The sequence below is a fragment of the Lacibacter sp. genome (assembly GCF_057361365.1).
Genome location: NZ_JBMQSG010000007.1, coordinates 348,912 through 363,057, shown reverse-complemented (window position 1 = coordinate 363,057; position 14,146 = coordinate 348,912). Strand labels below are relative to the sequence as shown.

Here is a 14,146-nt window from a genome sequence, read left to right as displayed (position 1 = left end):
ACAGCCCTAACTAATTTAACCAGGCTTATAAAATAATAACGTGTATACACAATCAAATTATCAAGAGCTTTTTTCATTTCCCCCTTCGGGGATTAGGGGGCTTTGGATATCATTCATTCACGATTTACAGAACCGCATTTGTGCTGCGTTAGAGCAGTGCGATGGGAAAGCTGTTTTTGTGGAAGATGAATGGCAACGTGCTGAAGGTGGCGGTGGCAAAACACGTGTGATCGCTAACGGTAATGTGTTTGAGAAAGGTGGCGTGAACACATCGATCGTATTTGGCGATGTAACCGATGCGATGAGAAGTCAACTAAAGATCAATGGTGATAAATGGTTTGCCTGTGGTTTAAGTTTGGTGATTCATCCTATCAACCCGTTTGTACCAACAGTGCATTGCAATTACCGCATGTTTGAGTTGTACAATGAAAATGATGAAGTGATCGACAGATGGTTTGGCGGCGGTACAGATCTTACTCCCTATTATTTGTTTGAAGAAGATGCCAAACATTTTCATCAAACATACAAAGATGCATGCGATGCATTTGATGCAACCTTCTATCCAAAGTTCAAAGAAGAGTGTGATAACTATTTTGTAAACTGGCATCGCAACAAAGAGCGCAGAGGTATTGGTGGTATTTTTTATGATCATCAACGCCCCAATGAAAAGCAGGATGTCAACTTCTGGATCGGTTTTGCAGAAAAATGCGGTAATGCATTTATTGATGCATATGTTCCGATTGTAGAAAGAAGAAAGCACAACTCGTACACAGCTGAAAATAAACACTGGCAGGAAATACGCAGAGGAAGATATGTGGAGTTTAATTTAGTACACGACAGAGGAACGATCTTCGGTTTAAAAACCAACGGACGCATTGAAAGTATTTTGATGAGCTTACCTCCTACTGTGCGGTTTGAATACAACTATCAACCTGCTTTTGGAACAGAAGAATACAAATTGCAGGAAGCTTGTTTGCATCCAAAAGATTGGTTGAATGAAATAAGTGAAGAAGAAAGAATTGCGTGGGCGAAAAGATCAAACTCCTGCTAACATTTTAAACTGATTATATGTACCTGCAAAGAAGAAATAGAATCACACGTCAATCTGCCGCCATCCGTTCGATGGTAGCAGAAACAATTCTTACTCCCAACGATTTCATCGTTCCGCTTTTTATTGATGAAGGTGAGAATGTAAAAACAGAGATCGCTTCTATGCCCGGTTATTACCGCAACAGTTTAGATGTAACGGTAAAAGAAGTGAAAGAACTCTGGAGCATGGGTTTGAAAAGTGTATTGCTCTTTGTAAAATCGAAAGATGAATTAAAAGACAACACCGGCAAGGAAGCATGGAATAAAGACGGACTGATGCAACGCAGCATCAAAGAGATTAAAGATGCAGTACCGGAAATGTATGTGATGACGGATGTTGCTCTTGATCCTTATTCATCATACGGTCATGATGGTATTGTGAAAGATGGACAGATCGTAAACGATGAAACAGTGGAAGCATTGGTAAAGATGAGTATCTCTCATGCAGAAGCAGGTGCAGACATGGTTGCTCCAAGCGATATGATGGATGGCCGCATCGGTGCAATAAGAAAAGGACTGGAAGAAAATAATTTCATCAATGTGGGTATCATGAGCTACAGTGCAAAATATGCATCTTGCTTTTATGGCCCCTTCCGTGATGCACTAGATAGTGCACCCGGCTTTGGTGATAAGAAAACCTACCAGATGGATTACGCTAACCGCATTGAAGCGATTAAGGAAACACTGATGGATGTGCAGGAAGGTGCAGACATTGTAATGGTAAAACCTGCGTTGAGTTATTTAGATATTATTCGTGAAGTAAAGAATGCAGTAAATGTTCCTGTGAGTGCTTACAACATTAGCGGCGAATACGCGATGATCAAAGCAGCTGCAGAAAAAGGATGGATCAACGAAGATAAAGCGATCATGGAAGTATTGACGTCGATGAAACGTGCAGGGGCTGATTTGATCGCTACTTATTTTGCAAAAGACTTTATTAGAATAATGGGCCACTAAGACACAAAGGCACGAAGCTTCTTTCTTCGTGTTACTTTCTGCCTTCATGACTTCGTGGCAAAACAAAATACGATGTACGAAAAAAGCAAAGAACTATTTGAACGGGCACAGCAAAGTATTCCCGGCGGCGTTAACTCCCCGGTACGTGCATTTAAAAGCGTAGGCGGTACACCCCTCTTCATGCAAAAAGCAAATGGTGCTTATATGTATGATGCAGATGGCAATCAATACATCGATTTCATCGCATCATGGGGGCCGATGATTCTTGGTCATGCTTACGAACCGGTGGTGAAAGCTATCCAGGCAAAAGCACTTGATTCAACTTCGTTTGGTGCACCCACCGAACTGGAAATTGAAATGGCTGAACTTATTCTCAGCATGGTACCGAATGTTGATTTGATACGCATGGTGAGCAGCGGTACCGAAGCATGCATGAGTGCGATCCGTTTGGCAAGAGGTTACACCGGCCTCAATAAGATCATCAAATTTGAAGGACATTATCACGGTCATGCCGATTCGTTTTTGGTAAAAGCAGGAAGTGGTGTTGCAACGTTTAACATTCAAACAGTACCAGGCGTAACTGCTGGTGTTGCCAATGATACGTTGACTGCAGCGTACAATGATCTGGACGCAGTAAAAAAATTAGCAGCTGAGCACAAAGGAGAAATTGCAGCAATCATTGTTGAACCTGTTGCAGGTAACATGGGTTGCATTTTACCGGAAGCAAGTTTCCATGATGGCTTACGGAAGCTCTGCGATGAAGAAGGAATCGTTTTCATCTTTGATGAAGTGATGACGGGTTTTCGTTTAGCTGCCGGTGGTGCGCAGGAACGTCTTGGTATTAAAGCTGATCTTGTTACTTATGGTAAAGTTATTGGTGCAGGTATGCCTGTTGGTGCATTTGGTGGCAAGAAAGAAATTATGCAGCACATTGCGCCGTTAGGAAATGTGTACCAGGCAGGAACATTAAGTGGTAATCCATTGGCCATGATTGCCGGTTATACTTTATTAACAGAATTAAAAAGCCATCCTTCCATTTATAAAGAGCTGGAAGAAAAAACCATTTACTTACGTGATGGATTGAACGAAGTATTGAAAGCATGGGGGCAGCCTTATGTCATCAACCAACTTGGCTCGATGATCAGCATTCACTTCAGCGATCATGCGGTTGTTGATTTTGCAACTGCAGCATCAGCCAATAATGATCTGTTCAAAAAATATTTTCATGCGATGTTGAAGCGTGGTGTGTATTTACCTCCTTCTGCTTTTGAAAGCTGGTTCCTCAACAATGCATTAACGTACGAAGATTTAGATAAGACCATTGCTGCAACAAAAGAGAGTTTGCAGGAACTTGTCTGACAAATTACTTACTAATAAAAAAGCGATTCAACATTGAATCGCTTTTTTATTTCACTCCGGAGTTGTCCGACGGTGACGTCTGACAACTATTTCACTTCAAACAATTCTCTTAACCTGATATCCGTACTGGAACTACCAATCATAATGCGAAACATGCCCGGCTCAATTACTTCTTTCATGTTCAAATCAAACATCGTCAGCATATCGGGAGTGATTGTGAACGTTACTTCTTTTTCTTCGCCCGGATTTAAACGAATTCGTTGAAACCCTTTTAATTCTTTGATGGGTCTTGCAACAGATGCCAGTTCATCGTGCAGATATAATTGTACTACTTCATCCGCTGTATATTTTCCGGTGTTATTTAGTTTAAATGTTACCGTCAAATTTTCACCCGCAGTAATTTGCTTTTTCTGCAACTGCAAATCAGAATAATTAAATGTTGTATAACTCAACCCGAATCCAAATGGAAACAATGGCTGACCGGTAAGATTATTATAATCATCGCCACGCCCTGTTGGTTTGTGATTATATACCAATGGCAATTGAGCTTCTGATACAGGGAAGGTAATCGGCAACTTACCTGAAGGAGAACGATCACCAAACAACACATCAGTTACCGCTTCACCACCTGCATCGCCAGGATACCAAACATCCATTATCGCAGGAACTTTATCGATCCAGTTATTCATAGTGATGGCACTTCCACCAACCAGCAAAACAACAACAGGTTTGCCTGTGGCTGCAATACGTTTGATCATCTCTTCCTGCAAGCCGGGCAAATGCAATAAAGCTCTGTCGTTAAACTCACCTTCTTCAATACCGGCAACAACAACTGCCACATCACTGTTAGCAGTAAGCTGCACCGCTTCTTTTATTTTATTTTCAGCATTGTTCGTCACGCCCACATTCCAGATAAGACGGAACCATGCATTACCTGCAGGTTCAAAATACTCAATGCGCAGATCGTAAGCTTTCCCTTTTTCAAAATAGAAATCAACCAACTTTGTTGAGTACGATTGTTTCTTCCAGTTATCGATGATGAGTTTATTGTTGAGGTATAAACGATAACCATCATTGCCATCAATACCAATTTTATAGGTACCTGTAACAGGTGATTCAATTTTACCTGTCCACTTCGCAGAAAAAAAGTCGTAATTGATTTTTGATTGATCAGGAGAAAAAAGTGTCCACTGAAAATTAATACTTTCATCTGTTCTTGTAAGCGCAGGCGTTCCCTGCATGTTTACATTATTAAAATATTGGCCTTGCAAGCCTTTTACACGTTTTCCATTTTGCATAGAAAATAAATGATCGCCCGGTACAAATGCCCATGTGCGGTATTGTCTGCCCGGACCTGCAGCATAATTCACCTGCGTACTGCTGCCAACTTTTTGTTGAATACCTTGCAGGATCGAAACTTTCTGATTGCCCGGTCCGCTGTAACCGCCCAATCGTGCTTCTGTTGCATCCACACCAATAACTGCGATTTTTTTCAACGATTTATTTAACGGCAGGACTGCAGTTCCTGTTTTACCAAACACATCGTTCTTCAATAACACAAACGAACGCACAGCTGCTTCTTTGGTTAATGCACGATGTTCTGCTGCAGTCCATTTTTCTAATTTGCTTTCATCGATGTATGGATGTTCAAACAAACCCAATTCAAATTTTACACGCAATACTCTTGCAACAGCACTATCGATCACCGCAGGGTTCATACTTCCATCTAAAAAATATTTATTGAACAGTTGATGATGCTCATACGCTGTTTGAAAAATCACATCCAATCCATTCTCGATTGATTTCTTACCTGACTCTGCATAATCAGCCGCTGTAAAATGCAACACGTTGGCACCACCTGTTGCACCGGCATCAGACAATACAAAACCTTTAAAACCCCAATCGTTACGTAACTTTTTATTCAGTAACCAATCGTTGGCAGAACAGGGGGACCCATCGAGTGAGTTATACGCTGTCATAATACTTCTTGCGCCGCCCTTTTGTACCACTGCTTTAAACGGAACTAAATAAGTTTCCTCTAATAATCTTTCATTGTAGTGAATCGGGTAACTGTCTCTGCCTCCTTCACCATGATTTACTGCAAAATGTTTTGGGTTAGTAGCTACTCCACGTTGTTCAAATGCTTTTACAAATGCAACCCCCATGGCCGCACTTAAAAAAGGATCTTCACCATAGGTTTCTTCCACTCTGCCCCAACGTACATCAGTAGCAATATTTACAACAGGTGAAAGAATATGACGAATGCCTCTTGCTTTTGTTTCTTTTGCAATGGCAGCAGCAACATTATTCATCACAGCTGTATCCCATGTTGCAGCCAATGCAATGGATTGCGGAAATGCAGTTGCTTCATCACGCACCAATCCATGCAGTGCTTCATCAAATGCAATAATGGGAATGCCTAACCTTGTTTGCTCCACAAAATATTTCTGAATGGCATTGATCTTTTCCAATGTCTGTCGGGCAGTTTGTCCCGACTTGTAATTAAGCAATTGTGCAGCAGCTCCCTGTTGTTGCTGTACCGTATTCACCTGAAATCCAAAAATGCCATTTTTATAGTCAGATGGATTCTTACCCAGATCGCCAGGTATCATAAACAGTTGCCAGAATTTTTCTTCTGCTGTCATCCGTTGCAGTAAATCTTTTACACGTACATCAATGGGAAGATCAGGTCGCTTGTAAGCAGGAATTGTTTGTGCTGAAACAAAATGATAATTAATAATAAAAGCAAAGAGAATAATTACTTTTTTCATATACTGAGGAGAAAATAAATTTAAGTTAGTCGAGGTATGCCGTGATCAATTCAACAACACTTCATCCACAAATATCCATGCTTTATCACCTTTGCCGGGATGCCATGCAGGCAGTTTGCCAACAGGTGTTGCAATGAGCTTAATATATTTTACCGTTGCAGCAGAAAACTTGCATTCAAAGCCTTTCATAAAAACAGGGATTACTTTGCCTGGTTGTTCCGGTGATAAACGTCCGAGTAATTTCATGCGTTGTTCAGTATCACCGCCCCATACTTCTATTTGTTGCGGCGGCATAATGTAACTGTTCACATCGATCAATGTACTTAGAGTAATACTCTGCAATGTAACCGGTTTTGAAAAAGGCATCAAACACTCCATCCGGTTTTCACGAAAGGCAACCCAGTTGCCTAACTGAAAATTTGTTTCTGCTTTTTGGCGATCAAACAACATCTTCCCCTGTTCATCATTGTATTTACTATTGGGTGCTTTGAGATAAACAACCGTATCAGGAGTAAATGTGCTTTTGTAAAAAAATGCATCGAGGATATCGCTGCTGAACCAACCCGGCTTGTAAGCTTTTGCACGGATCATTGTATTGCTGCTCACTGTTTCATTTCCTTTAAATACAGCTGACTGTATACTGTCAGGTTCTGTTCCATCAGTTGTGTAACGAATAACGGCACCTTGTATATAATGTTTCAATTTTAAAGGAACAGCTCCATCTGTAATAAACACTTCTTCGTTTAGCAGAACAGGTGTTGTTAATTTCAGAATGGTTGTGTCATCTTTAAACCCTGTTACGAAATCAACCGCTTTCAATTTTTGTTTTAGGCGTTCGATATCATTAAGTGCAACTGAAGTATTCCATAAGTACACCGTTGTCAATTCGGGAAAACTACGTAACTGCTCAAGTTGTGCAGTTGTAACTTTTGTACCTGACAAACTAATACTGTGCAGAAATTTTAATTTCTTCAATTCGGTTAAACCACTACCAGTAATATTTGTGAATGAAAGATTGAGGCGGCGAAGATTTTCCAGTTCCGAAATAAATTTCAAATCAGCATCCTGCACAGGCATCTTTGCTAGATCAAGCGAAACAATCTGCTTTTTTATTTTCTGCAATTCTTTTAGCTGCTCACTTTTAAACAAACTGCTGTTAAAGAAATTAACCGCTAGTGCAGGTGAACCTTCTGCTTCAGCACTCACAACCCTGTTGATGCTGTTTAGCTTTGCAATAACTGATTGGTCGGCTACTGCAAAATCATAAGCTGCTGTATTTGTTAAAGAAAATTTTTCTGCTGCTATCATCTGCAACGTATCTGTAACAGCAAGATCAGCAACACGCAATTTAAAATCGCAACCTTTCTTCACCCAATAAGTGAGTATTGCAATTTCTTCATCAGTTAGTTGGGGCTTGCCCTTTGGTGGCATGTGTTCTTTCTGTTCAAGTGGCAAATGCAAACGTCGTAGCAGCAAACCAAGATCTGCCTCAGTTGTATCCCACAGCTTACCATTCTTTCCACCTTTTAATAAAAGCTCTTCTGTTTCCATCACTAATTCACCTTTTGCTTTTTGATTGCTATGGCATGAAATACATTTTGCTTCCAGTATTGGTTTCACCATATGCGTGTAAACTTCAGCATCAGCAAATAAAACAGGAGCTGCAGCCTGCGGTTTCATCACGGGTGCCAATAAAAAATCTTCCCCATGCGTAATGCCTGCTCCCATATGACCGGTAAATACAATTAAGACCAATGCAAAAATTGAACTGGCGAGTGTCAATAGCTTCTTTAACTGCACTTGTTTATGAAAAGCATACCAGCCTAGTGTAAATAAGGCGATGCTGACACCTCCCCATTTGTGCCACCACAAGGCTTGCGGATCATACCCTTCTTCTTTTGATAAAAACAAACCCATAAGCGACGTAACAACTGCTGTGAATGCAGCAATAAGCAACAGAAACGAAACAGCATTTTTATACGCTTTATCACCCTCGGATTTATGTGGAGGAAGAACGATCACTGCTAATGCATACAGCACAATTAACACCAATGGAAAATGTAATATCAACGGATGCATTCGACCGGTTACCTGTACCCATGCAGGAATTGTTAGCCTGCTTTCAAACAACAACAAAAACAGCAGCAGGCAGTTTAGTAAAAGCGAGACATTAAATAAGATGGCCTTCCAACGTTGCATGAGTTAATATACTTTTATTTCATCGACAAACAGCCAGGCATGATTTCCTTTTCCCTGGTGCCAGGCAGGAATATTTTTCAAGGGCAACAATACCAGTTTCAACTGATCGGTTTGCACCTGTTGTTGCAGATGAACGATCTTTGAAACAACAGTTTTGGTCGATTGCTTTTCAAACGTCAACAGTTCTTTTGCTGCAGGCTCAAATGATTGCTGCTTTTCATTATAATAATAAAGCAATGTTTGTTCCGGCAAAAAGATCCAGCTTGCTTCATCCTGCAGCATATCAACTAATACAGAACTCACCATTTCTTTTTGTTGTAAGCGAATAGTGATTGTAACCGTATCGGAATTATATCCAAGCCATGTGCCAGCATGAATATTTAAAAGACCGCCGCTATTGTCATGAAGGATGTTTGTTTTCGAACTGCTGTATTGTTCATTTGACTTTGAAAAATTTACTTCGACTATCTTTTTTCCATCCTTAATAAACAAAGCTTGTACAGTTTCTGATGGAAGAAAATTTTTACCGAATGCTTTTGCTTTCAACGTTGATTGCTTTGTAATACGAACGGGCTTTTCGTAAAGCTTGTCATTTACTGTTGGCACTTTTCCATTAAGTGTGTACCGTACTTCTGCACCCGGCTGATTGAACATGATCTCAACTGATGTACTCCCTTCAAAAAAAACTGTCTGGTATTTGAACAGTGGTGGTGCCAGTTGAAAAACCTGTTGACTATAAACATTCACTCCCATCAACAGAAAAAAACCAAACAGCAACTGTTTCATCATAAGGGAGAAAGTTTATAGGGGTACACTTTACCTGAGTTCCATTGCGCTACATAAATATTTTCTTCATCATCTACACATACATCATGAGGATACTTAAATACTTTAATGGTTTGATACATTTCATCAGCAACATCGTTCTTATAGGTTGGTAAGTTGCCTCCGATATTTGACACTACTTTATAATCCTTATCGAGTATCAATACAAAACCCGACTGCTCACCTTGTCGTGCATTGGTTTGCAAAACGGCTGCATATAAATAATCACCTTTTATTACGGGCCGACAAACCCATGCACCAGGTAACGAAATAGTGTTGATATATTTTCCATCAAGCGTATAACGTTTAAATGCGTTGTGCTGCCGTGAACTAACTACAAGACATGGGTTATTTTTATCCCTGTCATCAATACAAATGCCATGTGTATTCAGTAAAAATTCATCGCCTGTTCCTCTTCCACCAAAATGCCTGATATAATTTCCTTTATGATCATATTGAATAATAAAATCCTTTCCGTATCCATCAGCCACGTAAATATCGCCATTGGGAGCTATGGCTGTTTCTGTTGGAATATATTCATTTGCTTTGCTGTAGGCATTGATCTCCTTAGGGTAATCAAGCTTCATCAATATCCTCCCATCAACTGTTGTTTTGATCACCTGGTGCAAATCATTATCACAAATGAACAATACATCTTCACCATTTTCATTGAACAATGTTAATCCATGCGCACCGGGATATTCATGGCCCCAACTGCTGATCAACTTCCCGCTCTTATCATAAATGATCACATTGTTCTTTGTTTCATTTGTCAATAAAATAATGCGACCAAGTTTATCCTGCACCATTTCATGACAATCCTTCACCGGATATTGTGCAACATTCAAACGACTCCATTCTGTATTGATGCGATAACGTTTATTGTTATGCCCAAGAATGGTTTCAGGTTTTGCAGCACCTATAATAGCGGGTGCATACAACATACCTGCTGCTGCAATAGAACTATGTTTGATGAATTGTTTACGGTTCATAATATTATGCTATCAATCCTTTCACAACTTTACCAGCCACATCAGTTAACCTGAAACGACGACCGAGATATTTGAAATTAAGCTTCTCATGATCCAATCCCATCAGGTGTAAAACCGTTGCATGAAAGTCGTGCACATGCACAGGATCTTTAATGATGTTGTAACCAAACTCATCTGTTTCACCATACACACCGGGCTTTACACCACCACCTGCCATCCAGATACTGAAGCAACGTGGATGATGATCACGACCATAATTATCTTTTGTTAACGCCCCCTGGCAATAATTTGTACGACCAAACTCACCACCCCATATCACTAATGTTTCATCAAGCAATCCACGTTGTTTTAAATCAGTGATCAATGCAGCAGAAGCTTTATCAGTATCCTGGCATTGCCCTTTAATTTGCGATGGAAGATTATCATGCCCATCCCAACCCTGGTGATAAAGTTGAATGAAACGCACACCATTCTCAGATAATTTTCTTGCAAGTAAACAATTGGCGGCATAAGTACCAGGCGTTAAACAATCAGGACCATAAAGTTTAATAATATCTTCAGGTTCTTTACTAAGATCAGTAATATCAGGCACTGCAGTTTGCATGCGATAAGCCATTTCGTATTGCTGCACTTTTGCAGTGATCTCCGGATCACCAAACTCTTTGTATGATTCCGCATTGAGTTCAGCCAGTTTATCCAACATCTTTCTGCGGTCTGCTTTATCAATGCCTTCAGGATTGTTGAGATACAACACAGGGTTATCGCCACTGCTGAACTGCACACCTTGATGATACGAATCTAAAAAACCATTGCTCCATAATTTTGAATACACACCTTGACCGTTGCCTTTGCCTTTTGATAACAAGACACAAAACGCAGGCAGATTTTTATTCTCACTTCCTAAACCATAACTCAACCATGAACCCATACTCGGACGATTACCTACCTGTGCACCGGTTTGAAAAAATGTTAACGCAGGATCATGATTAATTGCTTCGGTAAACATTGAACGTACAATGCAAATATCATCCACCACTTTTGCTGTGTGCGGTAATAACTCACTGATCCATGCTCTTGCCTGGCCGTATTGATTGAATTGAAATGTTGACCCTGCTAACGGAAATTTTTCTTGTCCTGCCGTCATGCCTGTTAATCGCTGACCCATGCGCACTGAAGCAGGAAGATCCTGTCCATGCATTTGTTGCAGCATTGGTTTATAATCGAACAGATCAAGTTGCGATGGAGCACCATTCTGAAACAAATAAATGATGCGTTTTGCTTTTGGTGCAAAATGCGGCAATCCCGTCATCAGCATTTCTTCTTCGCTGTTGCCAAACAGGTCAGGTATCATTAACGAACCCAACGCTACTCCACCAACACCCATACTCAAGCGTGATAAAAACCTGCGCCGGTTCATGTTAAGCCTGTGTTCAAGAAATTCGTTTTGCATAATTATTTTTATTTAGTCGGCAATCATTTTCATTTCAGCTTTGGTTGTATCACTCACTTCATCGTTCTCTTCCTTATTTGCCTTTTTTATAAAAGGCAACATCATTTCACTATCGCTTCTTCCATATTATAAATGGTGTTGATGGTTTTCATCGTAGCTGCTACTAGTTTCACATCAACTTGTTTATTAACTGGATACTCACCAACTTTAATTGTAACAGCGGCATTCAGTTTGTTTTGTTGAAACAATTGCAGCTGTTCATCATAATACTCTTTCAATATTTTTTTCTCTGTTACTGATGGTTGGCGGCAAATGATCAAACGGAAAGCTTTGTTGATCTTCTCGTCTGCTGTTGATTGTTCACTCACCAGTTGTTGTGCAAGTACTCTTGATGCTTCAAGCACAGCCGGATCGTTCATCATGATCAATGCCTGCAACGGTGTATTTGTTTTTAATCGCTTTACTTCGCATTGGTCACGGTTGCTTGCATCGAACATCATCATGTTTGGCGGTGGTACAGTAAGCTTAATAAAATTATATAGTCCACGACGGTACAATGCATCATTATGATCTTGCCTGTACGTTGCAAGTACACCCCGGCCCGAAGATGCTGCTTCCCAAATTCCTTTCGGCTGGTATGGCTTTACACTTGCTCCACCAATTGTTTTTATTAAAAGACCACTGCTGGCCAAATACATATCCCGTACAAATTCTGCTTTCAATCGTTGACGTGGTGATCTTGCGAGGTAAATATTCTCCGGATCTTTTTTCAAATGCTTGTCAGTCACCTTTCCTGATTGCCTGTAAGTAGCTGATGTTACAATTTGCTTTATTAATCTTTTTATATCCCAACCATTTTCCATAAAATCAACAGCCAGCCAATCGAGTAATTCAGGATGCGAAGGCAGCTCTCCCTGCATGCCAAAATCTCCGCTTGTTTTCACCAAACCTTTTCCAAAAAGCTCCTGCCATATTTGGTTCACAAATACTCTTGCAGTGAGCGGATTATTTTTATCAACCGTCCATTTAGCAAGACCAATCCTGTTGCGTGAAAATTTCACCGTATCAAATTTCATCACCGCTCTTACAGCGGTAGGTTTTACTTCATCAGCAGGCTGATCATACACACCACGATTAAGTAAATAAGTTTTACGCAGCGTATCTCTTTCGCCCATCACCGATACCGTTAATGCATTTGTATCTTTTGCATTGATGTAGGAAAGCAAATGCTTCCTGTCTTCAGCAGTAATGGTGAGCACAGGATTTTTTGCTGGTTTCGATGTGCCTACATCACCTTCAAATCCTTTTTCTTTTGTATTGTTGAAAAATGCCAGCAACGAGTAATAATCTTTTTGTGAAAAGGGATCATACTTATGATCGTGGCATTGGGCGCACTCAATCGTAATTCCGAGAATACCTTTCGTAAAGGTTTTTGTTTTGTCAATTAAATATTCAATACGATATTCTTCTTCGATTACACCACCTTCTTCGGTGTATTTATGATTACGGAAAAAACCGGTGGCCAAAATATTTTCCTTTGTTGCGTTGGGTAACATATCACCAGCTAACTGCCAGCTGATAAATTGATCGTAAGGCATGTTTTTATTAAATGCATGTATCACCCAATCACGCCAGGGCCATTGTGTGCGGATATTATCATCCTGGTAGCCATAACTATCAGCATAGCGTGCAACATCCATCCAATGCACAGCCATTTTTTCGCCGTATTGCGGAAGTTGCAACAATGCATCAACCATTTTTTCATAAGCAGCATCCGATTTATCTGCAACAAAACGATCTGTCATTTCAATGGAGGGAGGCAAGCCTGTAAGGTCAAAACTCACACGTTTTAATAAACGCTCTTTATCTGCTTCTTCATTTGCATCCAATCCCTTCTCTTCAAGTTTTGATAATATGAAACGATCGATCTCGTTCTTTACCCAGTCTTTATTTTTCACTTCAGGTAACGGAACTTTTACTGGCGCAATGAATGCCCAATGCGGTTCATACTTTGCTCCTTGTTTGATCCATTTCCTAAATAATGCAACTTCATGTTCAGATAATGCACCCAAATGCGATTCGGGTGTAGGCATAACAATCGTTGAATCTGTTGATGAAATACGTTTCAGCAATTCAGACAATTCGGGTTTACCGGGAACAATAGCAAATGCTCCTTTTGTATTGCGAAGGGGGGCATAGGCACTATCGGCAATATCTAAACGCAAACCAGCTTCCCTGTGACTTGGATCAGGACCATGACATTTAAAACATTTGTCGGAGAGAATGGGTCGGATGTGAAAATTGAAAGAGACGTTCTTTGGTAATGTCTCTTCACTCCTGCCGTTATTAAAGCAGGAAACCAATGTTACAATAGATGCAACAATCAGTACAGTACAAGCAAGCAATCGTTTCATGTTACAAGCGGCAATTGTTTAGATCCGGAGATCTTTTAAAACACGTTGAACATTGTCATTCACATGGTGGGCCCATGCAAAAGACAATTA

At 40.3% G+C, this 14,146-nt stretch carries 9 protein-coding genes; 3 read left to right on the top strand and 6 right to left on the bottom strand.

Annotation, left to right across the window (positions count from 1 at the left end; genetic code table 11):
• The first annotated feature begins 40 nt into the window (after positions 1 to 40).
• The 3 genes from hemF to hemL all read left to right on the top strand — a co-directional run bounded on the left by hemF (position 41) and on the right by hemL (position 3,405).
• Positions 41 to 1,051 carry an oxygen-dependent coproporphyrinogen oxidase gene (gene hemF / locus ACO1QW_RS06255; RefSeq protein WP_486256727.1) on the top strand — a complete coding sequence of 337 codons (1,011 nt, stop codon included), beginning with the start codon at positions 41 to 43 and terminating at the stop codon, positions 1,049 to 1,051.
• A gap of 17 nt (positions 1,052 to 1,068) precedes the next feature.
• On the top strand, positions 1,069 to 2,046 hold the full coding sequence (gene hemB, locus ACO1QW_RS06250; protein WP_486256725.1) for a porphobilinogen synthase: 978 nt from the start codon (positions 1,069 to 1,071) through the stop codon (positions 2,044 to 2,046).
• 72 nt (positions 2,047 to 2,118) lie between these two features.
• A complete protein-coding gene (gene hemL / locus ACO1QW_RS06245) occupies positions 2,119 to 3,405 on the top strand; it encodes a glutamate-1-semialdehyde 2,1-aminomutase (RefSeq protein WP_486256723.1) in 1,287 nt (428 codons plus the stop codon).
• An 86-nt stretch (positions 3,406 to 3,491) separates the two neighbouring features.
• Here the strand turns inward: hemL and ACO1QW_RS06240 are convergent, their stop codons facing one another.
• The 6 genes from ACO1QW_RS06240 to ACO1QW_RS06215 all read right to left on the bottom strand — a co-directional run bounded on the left by ACO1QW_RS06240 (position 3,492) and on the right by ACO1QW_RS06215 (position 14,056).
• The gene (locus ACO1QW_RS06240) at positions 3,492 to 6,176 is read right to left on the bottom strand and encodes a glycoside hydrolase family 3 protein (RefSeq protein ID WP_486256721.1); all 2,685 of its coding nucleotides are present in this window, start codon (positions 6,174 to 6,176) and stop codon (positions 3,492 to 3,494) included.
• A 45-nt stretch (positions 6,177 to 6,221) separates the two neighbouring features.
• Complete coding sequence (locus ACO1QW_RS06235) at positions 6,222 to 8,375, bottom strand: DUF2231 domain-containing protein (protein ID WP_486256720.1); 2,154 nt, start codon at positions 8,373 to 8,375, stop codon at positions 6,222 to 6,224.
• A 3-nt stretch (positions 8,376 to 8,378) separates the two neighbouring features.
• Positions 8,379 to 9,164, bottom strand: coding sequence for a chitobiase/beta-hexosaminidase C-terminal domain-containing protein (locus ACO1QW_RS06230; protein ID WP_486256718.1), 786 nt, complete (start codon positions 9,162 to 9,164; stop codon positions 8,379 to 8,381).
• Positions 9,161 to 10,192, bottom strand: a complete 1,032-nt coding sequence (locus tag ACO1QW_RS06225; RefSeq protein WP_486256716.1) for a 6-bladed beta-propeller — start codon at positions 10,190 to 10,192, stop codon at positions 9,161 to 9,163. The genes ACO1QW_RS06230 and ACO1QW_RS06225 overlap by 4 nt, the downstream gene beginning before the upstream one ends.
• A gap of 4 nt (positions 10,193 to 10,196) precedes the next feature.
• Positions 10,197 to 11,642, bottom strand: a complete 1,446-nt coding sequence (locus tag ACO1QW_RS06220; protein ID WP_486256714.1) for a DUF1501 domain-containing protein — start codon at positions 11,640 to 11,642, stop codon at positions 10,197 to 10,199.
• 101 nt (positions 11,643 to 11,743) lie between these two features.
• Complete coding sequence (locus ACO1QW_RS06215; protein WP_486256713.1) at positions 11,744 to 14,056, bottom strand: PSD1 and planctomycete cytochrome C domain-containing protein; 2,313 nt, start codon at positions 14,054 to 14,056, stop codon at positions 11,744 to 11,746.
• Between the last annotated feature and the right edge of the window lie 90 nt (positions 14,057 to 14,146).

What these genes read in the sequence shown, in the direction of transcription:
- ACO1QW_RS06220 (WP_486256714.1), bottom strand. Translation starts at nt 11,642, where the DNA reads ATGCAAAACGAATTTCTTGAACACAGGCTTAACATGAACCGGCGCAGG.
- ACO1QW_RS06225 (WP_486256716.1), bottom strand. Translation starts at nt 10,192, where the DNA reads ATGAACCGTAAACAATTCATCAAACATAGTTCTATTGCAGCAGCAGGT.
- ACO1QW_RS06240 (WP_486256721.1), bottom strand. Translation starts at nt 6,176, where the DNA reads ATGAAAAAAGTAATTATTCTCTTTGCTTTTATTATTAATTATCATTTT.
- ACO1QW_RS06230 (WP_486256718.1), bottom strand. Translation starts at nt 9,164, where the DNA reads ATGATGAAACAGTTGCTGTTTGGTTTTTTTCTGTTGATGGGAGTGAAT.
- ACO1QW_RS06215 (WP_486256713.1), bottom strand. Translation starts at nt 14,056, where the DNA reads ATGAAACGATTGCTTGCTTGTACTGTACTGATTGTTGCATCTATTGTA.
- hemB (WP_486256725.1), top strand. Translation starts at nt 1,069, where the DNA reads ATGTACCTGCAAAGAAGAAATAGAATCACACGTCAATCTGCCGCCATC.
- hemL (WP_486256723.1), top strand. Translation starts at nt 2,119, where the DNA reads ATGTACGAAAAAAGCAAAGAACTATTTGAACGGGCACAGCAAAGTATT.
- ACO1QW_RS06235 (WP_486256720.1), bottom strand. Translation starts at nt 8,375, where the DNA reads ATGCAACGTTGGAAGGCCATCTTATTTAATGTCTCGCTTTTACTAAAC.